10 protein-coding genes are annotated in these 15,652 nt (G+C 70.0%); 3 read left to right on the top strand and 7 right to left on the bottom strand.

Annotation, left to right across the window (positions count from 1 at the left end; translation table 11 throughout):
• The first annotated feature begins 744 nt into the window (after positions 1 to 744).
• Positions 745 to 1,971, top strand: coding sequence for a thiolase family protein (locus tag ACFVYK_RS36150; RefSeq protein ID WP_389780978.1), 1,227 nt, complete (start codon positions 745 to 747; stop codon positions 1,969 to 1,971).
• The gene (locus ACFVYK_RS36145; RefSeq protein WP_389780977.1) at positions 1,968 to 4,100 is read left to right on the top strand and encodes a 3-hydroxyacyl-CoA dehydrogenase NAD-binding domain-containing protein; all 2,133 of its coding nucleotides are present in this window, start codon (positions 1,968 to 1,970) and stop codon (positions 4,098 to 4,100) included. The genes ACFVYK_RS36150 and ACFVYK_RS36145 overlap by 4 nt, the downstream gene beginning before the upstream one ends.
• Positions 4,101 to 4,439: 339 nt before the next feature.
• Here ACFVYK_RS36145 and ACFVYK_RS36140 read toward each other — a convergent pair whose 3' ends face one another.
• Positions 4,440 to 5,456: a hypothetical protein gene (locus tag ACFVYK_RS36140; RefSeq protein ID WP_389780976.1), complete on the bottom strand. Its 1,017-nt coding sequence runs from the start codon at positions 5,454 to 5,456 to the stop codon at positions 4,440 to 4,442.
• A gap of 80 nt (positions 5,457 to 5,536) precedes the next feature.
• Between ACFVYK_RS36140 and ACFVYK_RS36135 the strand changes: the two genes are divergently transcribed.
• Positions 5,537 to 5,908 (top strand): NTP pyrophosphohydrolase, encoded by a 372-nt coding sequence (locus ACFVYK_RS36135; protein WP_389780975.1) that lies wholly within the window; start codon positions 5,537 to 5,539, stop codon positions 5,906 to 5,908.
• Positions 5,909 to 6,221: 313 nt separating this feature from the next.
• Here ACFVYK_RS36135 and ACFVYK_RS36130 read toward each other — a convergent pair whose 3' ends face one another.
• The 6 genes from ACFVYK_RS36130 to ACFVYK_RS36105 form a co-directional block, all read right to left on the bottom strand.
• Positions 6,222 to 7,742 (bottom strand): amino acid permease, encoded by a 1,521-nt coding sequence (locus ACFVYK_RS36130; protein ID WP_389780974.1) that lies wholly within the window; start codon positions 7,740 to 7,742, stop codon positions 6,222 to 6,224.
• A gap of 157 nt (positions 7,743 to 7,899) precedes the next feature.
• Positions 7,900 to 9,825, bottom strand: coding sequence for a 1-deoxy-D-xylulose-5-phosphate synthase (gene dxs, locus ACFVYK_RS36125; RefSeq protein ID WP_389780979.1), 1,926 nt, complete (start codon positions 9,823 to 9,825; stop codon positions 7,900 to 7,902).
• Between the two features lie 407 nt (positions 9,826 to 10,232).
• Entirely contained in the window at positions 10,233 to 11,624 is a 1,392-nt protein-coding gene (locus ACFVYK_RS36120) for a sugar ABC transporter permease (protein ID WP_389780973.1), read from the bottom strand.
• The gene (locus ACFVYK_RS36115; RefSeq protein WP_200723850.1) at positions 11,621 to 12,412 is read right to left on the bottom strand and encodes an ATP-binding cassette domain-containing protein; all 792 of its coding nucleotides are present in this window, start codon (positions 12,410 to 12,412) and stop codon (positions 11,621 to 11,623) included. Before ACFVYK_RS36115 ends, ACFVYK_RS36120 begins: the two co-directional genes overlap by 4 nt.
• Positions 12,413 to 12,704: 292 nt before the next feature.
• Positions 12,705 to 13,802 (bottom strand): sugar ABC transporter substrate-binding protein, encoded by a 1,098-nt coding sequence (locus ACFVYK_RS36110; RefSeq protein ID WP_389780972.1) that lies wholly within the window; start codon positions 13,800 to 13,802, stop codon positions 12,705 to 12,707.
• 123 nt (positions 13,803 to 13,925) lie between these two features.
• Positions 13,926 to 15,125: an ROK family transcriptional regulator gene (locus ACFVYK_RS36105; RefSeq protein WP_389780971.1), complete on the bottom strand. Its 1,200-nt coding sequence runs from the start codon at positions 15,123 to 15,125 to the stop codon at positions 13,926 to 13,928.
• Positions 15,126 to 15,652 lie beyond the last annotated feature (527 nt).

Here is a 15,652-nt window from a genome sequence, read left to right as displayed (position 1 = left end):
GCAGCCATTAACGAGTGGCTGTGACCAGCACTTTCGCAACAGACCCTAGCCGCCGCAGCGTCCGATCGTCTGCCGTAGGGCGGTCCGCGTGAAGGCGTGTCGAAAGCGGTTACCGCGAGCGCCCGGCAACCGCGTGGCCGAGTCGTTTCGCGACCGGTTGCCGAGCCCGTCGCGTAACCGGTTGCTGCCGTTGTCTCGCAACCGGTTGCCGCAACCGTCGCGCGCCCAGTCGCCACGTTGGTCTCGCAACCGGTTACCGAGCCTGTCTCGGCGACCGGTTTCGCCACCGGTTGCGGGCCCGTCTCTGCGGCCGGTTTCTCAACCGGTTACCTCGTCGTTGCTCTCATGAGAACCGGTGCCGATGCATTTCTGGCCCGCGAGAAAAAGGATCAGCGTGGGCAGATGGCCTGGACGGCCGTAGCCGAGATCGTTCCCAGTGGGCGGAGTCAGGGCCCTGGAAGCGGAACGGCGACGTCGAGATCGCGCCAAGATCTCGAGAGGGCATGCCGAGAAGCGGGACGGAGAACTCGTTGCAGACGACTGTGCCCTTGATATAGGGGAACTGGTGCCCCGGCCCGCGCCGTCCGACTCGGCGTGATCACCGAGCGCCGCCGGTGTGACGTTCGCCGCTCCTCCCGACAGGGGTGTGCAGCTACGTTACCCACAAGTAGCATGGGTTCTGAGCGCGCGCTCAGCGCTTGCGTGTCGCAGCAGTGCCACCCCGCACCCTGGAGGAGAGCCATCGTGCCTCGTACCGTCAGGGACGTCGTCTTCGTAGACGGCGTCCGTACCCCGTTCGGCAAGGCGGGCCCGAAGGGCATCTACCACGAGACCCGGGCCGACGACCTCGTCGTGAAGGCGATCCGGGAGCTGCTGCGCCGCAACCCCGGTCTCGACCCGAAGAAGATCGACGAGGTCGCCATCGCCGCGACCACGCAGATCGGCGACCAGGGTCTGACCCTCGGCCGCACCGCCGGCATCCTGGCCGGCCTGCCGACCTCCGTGCCCGGCTACTCCATCGACCGCATGTGCGCGGGCGCCCTGACGGCCGTCACCGCGGTGGCCGGCTCCGTCGCCTTCGGCGCGTACGACGTCGCCATCGCCGGCGGCGTCGAGCACATGGGCCGCCACCCGATGGGCGAGGGCGTGGACCCGAACCCGCGCTTCGTGAGCGAGAAGCTGGTCGACGAGTCCGCCCTGTTCATGGGCATGACCGCGGAGAACCTGCACGACCGTTACCCGCAGATCACCAAGCAGCGCGCCGACGAGTACGCGGTGCGCTCCCAGGAGAAGGCCGCCAAGGCGTACGCCAACGGCAAGATCCAGGCCGACCTGGTGCCGATCTCGGTGCGCCGCACCAACGCGGAGGCCGGTGAGACGGGCTGGGGCCTGGTCACCGCCGACGAGCCGATGCGCCCGGGAACGACGCTGGAGAACCTGTCCGGCCTCAAGACCCCCTTCCGCGTCCACGGGCGGGTCACCGCCGGCAACGCGGCCGGTCTGAACGACGGTGCGACCGCTTCCCTCATCGCTTCCGAGGACTTCGCGCGCGAGAACGACCTGCCGGTCAAGATGCGTCTGGTGGCGTACTCCTTCGCGGGAGTCGAGCCGGAGGTCATGGGCTACGGTCCGATCCCGGCGACGGAGAAGGCCCTCGCCCAGGCGGGTCTGTCCATCTCCGACATCGGTCTGTTCGAGATCAACGAGGCCTTCGCCGTACAGGTCCTGGCCTTCCTCGACCACTACGGCATCGCCGACGACGACGAGCGCGTCAACCAGTACGGCGGCGCGATCGCGTTCGGTCACCCGCTGGCCTCCTCCGGCGTCCGGCTTATGACGCAGCTGGCCCGCCAGTTCGAGGAGCAGCCGAACGTCCGCTACGGCCTGACCACCATGTGCGTCGGCTTCGGCATGGGCGCGACGGTCGTCTGGGAGAACCCCCACTTCGAGTCCGCCGGAGGCGACAAGTGAGCACCACCACCGCTGAGCTTCTGAAGGGCGCGGCCGAGCTGTTCCCGGACGAGGTCGTCACCCAGGCGCACGTACGTCACCTGGACCTGCCGTTCGGTGCGGGGCGCTTCGCCCTGATCACGCTGGACAACGGCTTCGACCACACGAAGCCGACGACTTTCGGGCCGCAGTCCCTCGCCAACCTCGACGTGGCGATCGACCAGGTCGAGAAGGAGGCGGCGGCCGGCGAGATCGTCGGTGTCGGCGTCACCGGCAAGCCGTTCATCTTCGCCGTGGGCGCGGACCTCAAGGGCGTCGAGCTCCTCAAGGAGCACCAGGACGCGCTGGCCATCGGCAAGGGCGGCCACGAGGTCTTCAAGCGTCTCGCGGGCCTCGCGGTCCCGACCTTCGCCTACTACAACGGCGCGGCGATGGGCGGTGGCGTCGAGGTCGGTCTGCACTGCCGGTACCGCACGGTGTCCGCGGCGCTGCCCGCGTTCTCGCTGCCCGAGGTCTTCCTCGGCCTGGTCCCCGGCTGGGGCGGCTGCACGCTGCTGCCGAACCTGATCGGCGCGGACAAGGCCGTCTCGGTGATCATCGAGAACTCGCTGAACCAGAACAAGCAGCTCAAGGGCGTGCAGGTCTACGAGCTGGGGATCGCCGACGCCCTGTTCGAGGGCGCGGACTTCCTGGAGCAGTCGCTGCTGTGGACGGCGTCCGTCCTCAAGGGCGAGATCGTCGTCGACCGCCCGGTGATCGACCGCGGCGAGGCCTGGGACCAGGCCGTCGCGCGCGGCCGGTTCATCGCGGACAGCAAGGTGCACGGCGCGGCCCCGGCCGCCTACCGTGCCCTCGACATCATCGCCGCCGCCAAGAACGGCGACCTCCAGCAGGGCTACGACGCCGAGGACGCGGCGCTCGCCGACCTCATCATGGGCGGCGAACTGCGCGCCGGCATCTACGCGTTCAACCTCGTGCAGAAGCGCGGCAAGCGCCCGGCCGGCGCCCCGGACAAGTCGCTGGCCCGTCCGGTCACCAAGGTCGGCGTGGTGGGCGCGGGCCTGATGGCCTCGCAGCTCGCGCTTCTGTTCCTGCGCCGCCTGGAGGTGCCGGTCGTGCTGACCGACATCGACCAGGAGCGCGTCGACAAGGGTGTGGGCTATGTCCACGCCGAGATCGAGAAGCTGCTCGGCAAGGGCCGCATCAACCAGGACAAGGCCAACCGTCTCAAGGCGCTGGTGTCCGGCGTCCTGGACAAGGCCGAGGGCTTCTCCGACGCGGACTTCATCATCGAAGCCGTGTTCGAGGAGATCGGCGTCAAGCAGCAGGTGTTCGCGGAGGTCGAGGCGGTCGCCCCGGCGCACGCGATCCTCGCCACCAACACCTCTTCGCTGTCGGTCTCCGAGATGGCGTCGAAGCTGAAGAACCCCGAGCGGGTCGTGGGCTTCCACTTCTTCAACCCGGTCGCGATCCTGCCGCTGCTGGAGATCGTGCGCGGCGAGCAGACCGACGACGCCTCCCTGGCCACCGCCTTCGCCGTCGCCAAGAAGCTGAAGAAGACCGCGGTTTTGGTGAAGGACGCCCCGGCGTTCGTCGTGAACCGCATTCTGACCCGTTTCATGGGCGAGGTGCAGAACGTCATCGACGAGGGCACCCCGGTCGAGGTGGCGGAAAAGGCGGTGGAACCGCTCGGCCTGCCGATGTCCCCGCTGGTCCTGCTGGAGCTGGTGGGCCCGGCCATCGGCCTGCACGTCTCGGAAACGCTGAACCGTGCGTTCCCGGACCGTTTCACCGTCTCCCCGAACCTCGCGGCCGTCGTCAAGGCCGGCAAGCGCGGTTTCTACGTCTACGACAGCGGCAAGCCCGAGCTGGACCCCGAGGTCTCCGCGCTCCTGCAGCAGGGCGACACCGTCCTGACCGAGGAGCAGGTGCGTGCGCGCGTCCTGGACGCGGTGGCGCAGGAGATCGGGCTCATGCTCGACGAGGGCGTCGTCGCCGAGGCGCAGGACATCGACCTCTGCCTGATCACGGGCGCGGGCTGGCCCTTCCACCTGGGCGGCATCACGCCGTACCTGGACCGCGAGGGCGTCTCCGAGCGGGTGAACGGCAAGAAGTTCCTGGCTCCGGGCCTGGCGTCGGTTCCGGCGTAACGACTGTGACCGTGTGCACGACGTGCACCTGAAGAGGGCCTCCGCTCATCGGCGGAGGCCCTCTTGCGTGTCACGGGGCGGCCACGGGGTCGCCTCGCCCGCCGTCCACCGTCCCGGTCCGTCTGACAGGTTCGTCATCCTGGCGTGGGCAACGATCGTGTCGTCAAGGCATCGGTCCGCCGGACCGTCAAGACGTCAAGATCTCAAGGCATCGGGTCCCCACTCCGTCAAGCCGATCAAGTCATCACAGGCGTTCAAGCGGTCAGGCCGTCTGTCAGGCCGTCAAGCCTGGCCGTCAAGCCATCAACCCCTGGGCCAGGCCGTCAAGCGATCAAGCCGTCAGACCGACTGCCAGGCCGTCAGGGCCAGGCCCGGCTCGTCCTTGCGGCGGGTGAGGAGCAGAGCGCCGGTCGACGGGGACAGGGCCGCCGCGACCACCCGGTCCTGGTGGTCCTTGGCGAGCGCGACCACCGCGTCGGCGGGCAGCGGCGGCCCGGACTCGGTCCACCAGGCGCCGGCCGACTCGCGCTCGGTGGGGTACGCGGCGAAGGCGACGCGGCCGCCGGCCGAGCGCTGGGCGAGCAACGTGCAGTCGTGGCCGTCGATTTCGGTGCGGACGGCGGCGACCGGGCCGGGCCCGGCGGCGGTCAGCAGCGCGGCCGGCTCGCCGCCGGGGCGCCAGGCGCACAGATCGCCGGAGCCGTCGGTGTAGAAGACGGTGGTGTGCTCCGCGGAGGTGGCCAGGGCCCGCAGGGTCCCCGCCCGCACCGGTGCCCGGAGCGGCTCCTGGAGCACCGGTGCGGCGCCCTCGGACGTCTGCCGCCAGTGCAGGATCCCGGCGGGCGCGGTCGCGTACGCCTCGACGCGGCCCGACTCGGCGGTCACCGCGACGGGGGCCTCCTGGACGCCCTGTCCCTGGAGGTCGCGCCAGGGTTCCCAGCCGCCCTTCTCCTTCTGGGCGATCATGCCCAGCCCGGCGTCGGCCTTGCGGACGAAGAGGTACGCGCGTCCCTGCGCGTCGACGGCGACGGCGGGCGTGCCGGTACGGTCGCCCTTCTTGTCGGGATGCCCGACGGGCGCCCAGTCCAGGGCGGCGAGCAGCGGCCGGAAGTGCGTGGAGTGCACCAGGCCCGTCACCCCCTTCAGCGTCGTCCACCAGGAGGCCAGGTGGGCGTAGCCGTCGGGACCCTGGCCGATGCCCGGGACGGGATGGATCTTCTGGTCGCCGCCGACCGTGCGCGGGGCCGCCCAGGGACCTCCCGGGAAGCGTTCCGCCCGGCACAGGACGGCGTCGTCCGCTATCAGATAGACAGCGAGCCGCCCGTCGCGGCCGCGCAGGAGCCAGTCGCCGTTCACCGGATCACCTTATGTTCCGGCCGCCGCGGTGCCCGCGCGCGGGTCACGCTCGGGGGGCCGGCCGTGCGACGGTGGGCCGTATGGACGACAACAGGGCGCTTCTCGTGATCGTGGACGCGGCGAACGTCGTCGGGTCGGTGCCCGACGGCTGGTGGCGTGACCGGCGGGGGGCCGCGGAGCGACTGCGCGACCGGCTGGCCGCAGGCGGGCTTCCGGAGGGCCTCGGGCCCGTGGAGATCGTCCTGGTGGTGGAGGGCGCCGCGCGCGGGGTGGCGCCGGTGCCCGGCGTGCGGGTGGAAGCGGCGTCCGGCAGTGGCGACGACCGTGTCGTGGAGTTGGTCGCCGCGGCCGCACCGCGGCCCAGTCTGGTCGTGACGGCCGACCGGGAGCTGCGCCGCCGGGTGACAGAGCTCGGCGCGGACGTCACCGGGCCGCGCACGGTGCGGGGCTGAGGCGAGGCCGAGGCCGAGGCCGGGCGGCGCTTCGAATCCCGCTTCCCGCGCCTGCGGCGCGTCGGGCGCTCGGCACGACGGCGTTCGGCACGACGGCGTTCGGCGCGACCGACGGCCGGCACGACCGACGGCCGGCGCGACGGCGTTCGGCACGGCGGCGTTCGGCACGACCGACGGCCGGCGCCGCACACGGTGTGCGGGGCCGGCCAGGGAGTCGGATCCGGCCGCGGATCGCGCGCCGACCGTGTGGAGCCCGTGCGCGGCCCGGTGCACGGACGGCCGCGGAGGGGCCGTGGAGGCGGCTGTGGGGCCGTCAGACGGTGTCGCCGCGGGTGGACCCGGCGGCCCCGGCGGGAGCCTCCTCAGGGCGGGCCAGACGGCTGTGGGAGCGGCCGTAGAGGAAGTACACGGCGAACCCGACGACCATCCAGATGCCGAACCGCAGCCAGGTCTCGGCGGGCAGGTTGAGCATCAGCCACAGCGAGGCGCACACCGACAGGATCGGCAGGAACGGCACCCACGGGGTGCGGAAGGACCGGGGCAGGTCGGGGCGCGACCTGCGCAGGATGATCACTCCGAGCGCGACGACGATGAAGGCGAACAGGGTGCCGATGTTCACCAGCTCGGCGAGCTCGCTCAGGCTGGTGAAGCCGGCCAGGATCGCGATGAGCACGCCGAGCAGGATGGTCGGCCGGTGCGGGGTCCGGAACCGCGGGTGGACGTGGGAGAAGAAGCGCGGCAGCAGTCCGTCGCGGCTCATGGCGAAGAAGACCCGGGTCTGTCCGAGGAGCAGGATCATGCAGACCGTCGTGAGGCCGACGGCGGCGCCGAAGCTGATGAAGCCCGCGAACCAGGGGTGCCCGGTGGACTTGAAGGCGTCGGCGAGCGGGGCGCTCACGGACAGCTTGGTGTAGTGCTCCATCCCGGTGACGACGATCGACACGGCGACGTACAGGACCGTGCAGATGATGAGCGAGCCGATGATGCCGCGGGGCATGTCGCGCTGCGGGTTCCTGGTCTCCTCGGCGGCGGTGGCGACGACGTCGAAGCCGATGAAGGCGAAGAAGACGACGGAGGCGGCGGTGAAGATGCCCATCACGCCGAAGTTGGACGGCGCCCAGCCGAAGATCAGTTGGATCAGCGGGGCCTTGAGGCCGCCGCCCGCGTCGACGGGCTGCGCCTTCGGGATGAAGGGGTCGTAGTTGTCGCCGTGGATCAGGAAGGCGCCCGCGACGATCACGGTCAGGACGACGATCACCTTGATGGCGACCACGACCGAGGTGACGCGCGCGGAGAGCTTCGTGCCGACCACGAGGATGGCGGTCAGCACCAGGACCAGCGCGGCGGCGAGGATGTCGAAGCCGAAGCCGTGGGCGCCCTCCCGGCCGCTGAGCGCCGCCGGCAGGTGCCAGCCCGCGTTGTCCAGCAGCGAGGCGATGTAGCCGGACCAGCCGACGGCCACCACCGCCGTGCCGAGGGCGAACTCCAGGACCAGGTCCCAGCCGATGATCCAGGCGGGCAGTTCCCCCAGGGAGGCGTAGGAGAAGGTGTACGCGGAGCCGGCCACCGGGACGGTGGAGGCGAACTCGGCGTAGCAGAGCGCGGCGAGCGCGCAGACGACCCCGGCCACCACGAAGGCCAGGGCGACGGCGGGGCCGGCGTTGTTCTTGGCGACCGTGCCGGTGAGGACGAAGATGCCGGTGCCGATGATGACGCCGACGCCGAAGACGGTCAGGTCCAGCGCGGACAAGGACTTCTTGAGCGCGTGTTCTGGCTCCTCGGTATCGAGGATGGACTGCTCGACCTTCTTCGTCCGGAAGAGGGTGCTGCTCACGGGGTACCTCCCACGCTGTGTCGTCCTCGACATGATCGAGAGGGGGCGTAGACCGTATGCCCCGGCGCGGGCCGGTTAACGCGAACGGACCGGTTCCACCACTCTTCACAGTGGTGGAACCGGTCCGTCCGGGCCTGTCGGCCGCTCTGCGACGGCGTCAGTCGCGGGCGGGCTGCACGGAGTCGGCCTCGGCTGCCTGGCTGCCGTACCTTCCGTCGAGCTTGGAGACCAGGCCGGTGACCTGGCGGGCGATGTCGGGGGCGGTGAGGCCGATCTCGGCCATGACCTCGGCGCGGGAGGCGTGGTCGAGGAAGCGCGGCGGGATGCCGAAGTCGCGCAGCGGGACGTCGACGCCGGCGTCGCGCAGGGCCTGGGCGATCGTCGAGCCGACGCCGCCCACGCGCGAGTTGTCCTCGACGGTGACGACCACCCGGTGGCGCTCCGCGAGGGGGGCCATGGCCTCGTCGACGGGCTTGACCCAGCGCGGGTCGACGACCGTGGCGGTGATGCCCTGGCGGTCCAGGAGGGTCGCGATCTCCAGGCACATCGGGGCGAGGGCGCCCACGGAGACCAGGAGCACGTCCGGGGTGTCGGTGCCGCTGTCGCGCAGTACGTCCATGCCGCCGACGCGTCCCACGGCGGGCACGGCGGGGCCGACGGCGCCCTTGGAGAAGCGGACGACGGTGGGGGCGTCCTCGACCTGGACGGCCTCGCGCAGCTGGGCCCGGACCTGGTCGGCGTCGCGCGGGGCGGCCAGCCTGAGGCCGGGGACGACCTGCAGGATCGACATGTCCCACATGCCGTTGTGGGAGGCGCCGTCGGTGCCGGTGACGCCGGCCCGGTCCAGGACGAACGTCACGCCGCACTTGTGGAGGGCGACGTCCATGAGGACCTGGTCGAAGGCGCGGTTGAGGAAGGTGGCGTACACCGCGAACACCGGGTGGACCCCGCCCGCGGCCAGTCCGGCGGCGGAGACGGCGGCGTGCTGTTCGGCGATGCCGACGTCGTAGACCCGGTCGGGGAAGGCCTTGGCGAACTTGTCGAGGCCGACCGGCTGGAGCATGGCGGCGGTGATCGCGACGATGTCCTCGCGCTCCTTGCCGAGCTCGACCATCTCCTCGCCGAAGACGGACGTCCAGTCGGCGCCGGAGGTGGCGATCGGCAGACCGGTGTCGGGGTGGATCTTGCCGACGGCGTGGAAGCGGTCGGCCTCGTCCTGGAGGGCCGGCTGGTAACCGCGGCCCTTCTCGGTGAGGCAGTGCACGATGACCGGGCCGCCGAAGCGCTTGGCGCGGGCCAGGGCGGACTCCAGGGCCTCGATGTCATGGCCGTCGATCGGGCCGACGTACTTGAGGCCGAGGTCCTCGAACATGCCCTGGGGGGCGATGAAGTCCTTCAGGCCCTTCTTGGCGCCGTGCAGGGTCTCGTAGAGGGGCCTGCCGACGACCGGGGTGCGCTCCAGGAGGTCCTTGCCGCGGGCGAGGAAGCGCTCGTAGCCGTCGGTGGTACGCAGGGTGGCGAGGTGGTTGGCGAGGCCGCCGATGGTCGGCGCGTAGGAGCGCTCGTTGTCGTTGACGACGATGACCAGCGGGCGGTCGCCGTCGGCGATGTTGTTCAGCGCCTCCCAGGCCATGCCGCCGGTGAGCGCCCCGTCGCCGATGACGGCGACCACGTGGTCGCCGCGGTCGAGGATCTGGTTGGCCTTGGCGAGGCCGTCGGCCCAGCCGAGCACCGTGGAGGCGTGGCTGTTCTCGATGACGTCGTGCTCGGACTCCGCCTGCGAGGGGTAGCCGGACAGGCCGCCCTTCATCTTCAGCCGGGAGAAGTCCTGCCGGCCGGTGAGCAGCTTGTGCACGTAGGACTGGTGGCCGGTGTCCCAGAGCACCTTGTCCTTGGGCGACTCGAAGACCCGGTGCAGGGCGATGGTGAGCTCGACCACGCCGAGGTTGGGCCCGAGGTGGCCGCCGGTCTTGGAGACGGCGTCGACGAGGAAGGTCCGGATCTCCCCTGCCAGCTGGTCCAGCTCCTCCAGGCTGAGCCGGTCCAGATCGCGCGGTCCCCTGATGCGGGTCAGCAGCGGCACCCGTGCCTCCTTGCAGTAAAAGCTGATCGAGCTGTTGCCGGGCTTGTCGAGTCTAATGTTCCGCCCGGGCGGCCGGTGTCCGGCCCGTGCGTCGTGCGTCACGCGAACGGGCGTACCCGGGATCGGACCGTCCTATGACACGACCGCGCCCGGTCATCACCGGTCATCAGATGACTGTCGACACGACTGTGCCCGGTCATCTGTGCCCGGTCATCACATGACTGTGGACACGACTGTGCCCGGTCATCACATGACTGTGGACACGAGGCTGGGCGAGGAACTGGACGCCGCGGTGCGACGCCGCTCATGGCGTCGCCTTCCCCGGCAACCCCGCGACCGTGCCCGGTCATCACATCACTGTGCCCGGCATCCGTGGGGATGCCGGGCACGGGTCCTGCGGTGATGCCTCAGCCGCGGCCGGCGGCCTTCTGGCTCTTGCGGGACACCGAGTCGATGACGACGGCGCCGAGCAGCACGCCACCGGTGATCATGTACTGGATCGAGGTGTTCATGTTGAGCAGGTCAAGTCCGGTCTGGATGGACTGGATGACCAGCATGCCCAGGAGGGCGGACCAGACGGTGCCGCGGCCGCCGAAGAGGCTGGTTCCGCCGATGACGGCCGCCGCGATGGCGAGCATCAGGGTGTTGCCGCCGCCGGCGCTCAGCGACGCGCCCGCGGTCTGGCCGGCGAAGAACATGCCGCCGACCGCCGCGAACCCGCCGGAGATGGCGAACACGGTGATGCGGACGAGCGGGACGTTGATGCCGGCCCGGCGGGCGGCCTCGATGCCGCCGCCGACCGCGAACACCTTGCGGCCGTACGTGGTGCGTCGCAGCACGAAGTCCACGATCACCAGCGCCGCCAGGAAGATCACCAGCGCGTTGGAGACGCCGGAGGCGTTGTTCAGCACGGCGGCGGAGACGAACGAGGCGAGCGCGAGCAGGCCCACGCGCAGGATGATCTCGCTGGTCGCCCGGAACGGCACGCCGGCCGCTCGGCGACGGCGCTGCTCACCGAAGTTGCCGACCGCGGACAGCACGACGGCGAGGCCGGCCAGGATGTAGGCGCCGATGATGGCCTGGTCCATGAAGAACGAGTTCTGGCCGAGCAGGTGGACCGGGCCGGAGTCCGACGGCAGGTTGATCGTGCCGCTGGAACCCAGCAGCCACAGCATCAGACCGTTCCACCCGAGGAAACCGGCCAGGGTCACCACGAATGCCGGTACGCCGATCCTGGCGAAGAACCATCCCTGCAGGGCGCCGACGGCGATGCCGGTGAGGACCGCCAGGACCAGCGACACCCATGGGTTCACGCCGTGGTCCGTCACGAAGACGGCGAACAATGCGGACGCCAGACCGCTCACGGAACCGACCGACAGGTCGATCTCGCCGAGCAGCAGCACGAACACCAGGCCGATGGCGAGCATGCCGGTGGCCGACAGGAAGTAGCTGATGTTGGAGAGGTTGGCGGCGCTCAGGAAGCGGTCGTTCTGCAGCTGGAAGATCGTCCAGATGACGATCAGGCCGATGACGACCGGGATCTGACCGAGCTCACCGCCCTTGACCTTGCGCTTGAACTCGGTGAGGTAGCCCTTGAGGCCCTCTTCGCGGATCAGCAGCCGCGGGTCGACGACGGTGACCGGCGCGGCCGTCGGGTCGTCGGCGGGGGCCACGGTCTCCTGGTCCTCGACGACGCCCTTGGTCTTGCGGACCTCGGTCGCCGTCGCGGCCTTCTCGGTCTTCGTGCCCTTCACGGGCTCCGAGGAGTCGCTCTTGACGGGCTTCGACGTGTCGCTCACTTTGCCGCCTCCGCGGTGCGACGCCCCGCACGACGGGTCACGGCGTTGTCCGTGGCGCCCGTGATGGCGGCGATGATCTCTTCGTGGCTGGTGTCCTTCACGGGGAAGGAGCCGTTGTTCTTGCCCAGACGCAGGACGGCGACGGTGTCGGCGACCGCCTTGACGTCGGCCATGTTGTGGCTGATGAGGATGACGCCGAGGTCGCGCTCGCGCAGCCGCTCGACCAGGTCGAGGACCTGCGCGGTCTGCTCCACGCCCAGGGCGGCGGTGGGCTCGTCGAGGATGACGACCTTCGGGTCGCCGATCAGCGCGCGGGCGATGGCGACGACCTGACGCTGGCCTCCGGAGAGGCTCGCGATCGGGATGCGCACGCTCGGGATGCGGATGGAGAGCGTGGACAGCAGTTCCCGCGCGTTCTTCTCCATCGTCACCTCGTCGATGACGCCGCGGTGCAGCAGCTCACGTCCGAGGTAGAGGTTGCCGACCACGTCGAGGTTGTCGCACAGCGCGAGGTCCTGGTAGACGGTCGCGACGCCGAGTCCCTGCGCGTCGTGCGGCCGGTTGATGCTGACCGGCTTTCCCTCCCACTCGATGACGCCCTCATCGATGGGATGGACACCCGCGATCGTCTTGACCAGGGTGGACTTTCCTGCGCCGTTGTCGCCCACCAGGGCGACCACTTCTCCGGCGTGGACCTCCAGCTCGACGTCGGTGAGTGCCTGGACCGCACCGAATCGCTTGGAGACCCCGCGCAACGCCAACACGGGCGTAGCGGACACGTGAACCATCTCCTTCGCCGCCTGACCGGCGGGGATGCCGCGCGCAAGGAACAGGCGCGGAGGGATGTGCGCGACGCGCGGGTGACGCGGCGTCGACGCACGAGGTTTACAAGATGAACATGCGCGAATCCGCTGCTCTTGGCAACGGTTCCGTCCGACGCCCGCCCCGGCAGCGGGGTGTGAAGGTGGGGCGGGCGTCGGACAGGTCTCGCGGGACCGCCGGGGCGGTCGACGGGCCCGAGGAGGGCCCGGAGGCGGCTCACAGCCGCCTTCGGGCTTGGTTCCTCGCGACCCGGGTCTGCTACTGGATGCCGGCGGCCTTGCAGGCGGCGGCGTACTGCGCGGTGCAGATGTCGGCGGCGGTGTACAGCCCGTCCTTGATCACCGTGTCCTTGATGTTGGCCTTGGTGACCGACACCGGGGTCAGCAGCTGCGAGGGCACCTTGTCGCCGGAGCCGCTGGTCAGCGTGGCGGTGGCCAGGGACTTGATGTCCTTGCCCTCCAGCAGGTTGACGGCGAGCTGAGCGGCGGTCTCGGCCTCGGGCTTGTAGGCCTTGTAGACCGTGGCGGACTGGGTGCCGGCGACGATGCGCTGGATGGCCGCGAGCTCCGCGTCCTGACCGGTCAGCGGGATGTTGCTGATCTTCGCACCCTTGAGGGTGTTGGCGATGCCGCCGGCCATGCCGTCGTTGGCGGCGTAGACGCCCGCGATGTTCTTCGCGCCCAGCTGGGTGATGGCCGCGGACATCTTCTGCGCGGCGACGGTGTCCTTCCACAGGCCGGACTGCTCGTAGGCGATGTCGACCTTGCTGTTGAGGATCTTGTGCGCACCCTGCTTGAACTGGGCGGCGTTCGGGTCGGCGTCGTCACCGTTGATCATGACGATCTTCGACTTCGGGGTGGCCTTGGCGCCGAGAGCGTCGAGCAGGGCCTGGCCCTGGAGCTCGCCGACCTTGACGTTGTCGAAGGAGACGTAGGCGCTGACCGGGCCCTGGGCGAGACGGTCGTACGCGACGACCTTGACGCCCTTGTCCACCGCGGACTTGATGGAGGACTTGATCGCGGCCGAGTCCTGGGCGGAGATCACGATGACCTTCACGCCCTTGGTGACCATGTTGCTGACCTGCTGGGCCTGCTTGGCCGGGTCGGCCGCGGCGTTCGCGTACTCCAGCTTGCAGTCGGAGCAGAGCGCCTTGACCTTGGCGTCGAAGTACGGCTTGTCGAACTTCTCGTACCGCGCGGTGACGCTGTCGGGAAGCAGCAGGCCGATGGACTTGTCGCCCGAGCTGCTGCTGCCGGAGTCGCTGCCCTTGTCGCCTGCCTTGCCGCAAGCGGCAATGGACAGTGCCATGGAGACGGCGGTGGCGCCGATCACGACTCTACGCATCGTTGCGTTCATTTGGGGTGTGCCTCCCTGACAGGGCCGCAACGCTGCGGCCGAGGTGGCTGGAAGTCAACTCGGCCACACGTGCGACGTCAAGAAGTAAATACTTAACGAGATGGCAACGGCGTCATTCGTTCTCTAAGTGAAGGCGGGTGTCGCGGCGGTCAGCGTGCCATCCAAAAGGGTCGAATCACCCATCTCGCTCAGCGCGAGAGCAAGCGCTCCGAGCACTTCGGCACGGCCCCCAAGTGCCCCTGGGAGAACGGAGAGTTGACGCGCCGCACTCGGGATCGCATAGCGGCCGACGGACTCCCTTATCGGACCGAGCACCAGCTCACCGGCCTCGGCGAGATCGCCGCCGAGGACCACCCGGCTCGGGTTCAGTAGATTGCAGAGATTGGCGACTCCACTGCCGATGTGTCGGCCGACGTCGGCGATCACCCGACGGCAGCCCGGGTCTCCGTCCCTGGCCAGCCGCACGACGCCTTCCATCGTCAGATCGGTGCCGTGGCTGGACTGAAGGAGCGGCAGCACGTAGCGCGCGGCCGCGAAGGTCTCCAGGCAGCCCCGGTTTCCGCAGCGGCAGACGGGGCCGGACTCATCGAGTGTAATATGTCCGATTTCTCCCGCGGTACCACCCGGTCCGCGGTAGATCTTCCCCTCGATCACCAGACCGGCGCCGACACCGCTCGCGACCTTGATGTACGCGAGATCGCGCACGCCTCTGCCGCTGCCCCAGACCATCTCGCCGAGGGCCCCGAGGTTGGCGTCGTTGTCCACGTGCACCGCGACGCCGAGCCGGCCTTTCATCTCCTCGGCCGGCCTGGTGCCGATCCAGCCGGGCAGGATCGCCGAGGAGCCCAGCGTGCCGGACTCCAGATCGATCGGCCCGGGGACGCCGAGACCCACTCCGGCGACCTTCGTGCGATCCACCCCGGTGGCCTCGATCAACCGGCTGACCAGCTGTTCCGCCCGGTCGAAGCCCTGCGTCGACGAGGCGTCGACGTCCAGGGGCTCGGATTCCTCGGCGAGCACCTGATGGGCCAGGTTGCCCACGGCGACCCGGAGATGCGTATGGCCGAAATCGACCCCGATGACGATGCCCGCGTCACCGCTCAGACTGACACTGCGAGCCCTGCGTCCGCCCGCCGAGGTGGGCGTCACCTCGACCGTGCCGCCGTCCTTCAGTTCCCGCACGATGTTGGAGACGGTCGCGGCCGACAGACCCGTTGTCCGGGCGATCTCCGCCTGCGTGAGGGACCCGGCCAGACGCACGGCGCGTACGACTCGCTCCAGGTTGGCTCGGTGCAGCGACGACTGCGACCCCGGAGTCTCCACGACGACCTCCTGCGCGCGGGACCGCTTCGATGAGGCCCCGTCTATGTCCAACTAGTGAACTCTAAGCTGAGCTGTTCGGGTCGCCTCCCGTCAAGAGGTTGAACAGTATCCGCCTGTTTGCAAAGAGACACGGAGGGTGGCGAAGCTGTCGATCGCGGGGCGTACGGGGCCGGGTGCGGGGCGTGGCGAACGGCACAGGGTCGGGCACGTCACGCGCTCTCACCGCTTCGGCCCATCGCCTCTCACCCACTCGCCTGATGACGGCCGGCAGGAGGGGCGGGGAGCGGCCGGGACGCGGCCGTGGGGTCGAGCGGCGGGCGGCCGGGACGCGGGCGAGAGGCTGGTGGAGCGGTGGAGTGGTGGTCGAAAGGCGGGCGGCCCGAGTGGCGGCCCGACGGACGGGCCCGCGCCGTCGTGCCGCCCCGGGGGGGCCTCCCAGCGGGCCCCGGGGTGGTCGTCCCGGGAGGTGCCGGGCTGGGACGCCCTGCAGGGCCCGGGGGGGGCGGGCGAGCACCAGTGACATATAA

The organism is Streptomyces sp. NPDC058291 (assembly GCF_042880855.1).
In the GTDB taxonomy this organism is placed as follows: domain Bacteria; phylum Actinomycetota; class Actinomycetes; order Streptomycetales; family Streptomycetaceae; genus Streptomyces.
The sequence above is the reverse complement of the archived record's forward strand: the minus strand, read 5'-3'. Positions and strand labels throughout refer to the sequence as shown.

Bases quoted from the DNA above. Each gene is read 5' to 3' on its own strand.
- ACFVYK_RS36110 (WP_389780972.1), bottom strand. From the start codon at position 13,802: ATGAACGCAACGATGCGTAGAGTCGTGATCGGCGCCACCGCCGTCTCC.
- ACFVYK_RS36135 (WP_389780975.1), top strand. From the start codon at position 5,537: ATGGACGACAACAGGGCGCTTCTCGTGATCGTGGACGCGGCGAACGTC.
- ACFVYK_RS36115 (WP_200723850.1), bottom strand. From the start codon at position 12,412: ATGGTTCACGTGTCCGCTACGCCCGTGTTGGCGTTGCGCGGGGTCTCC.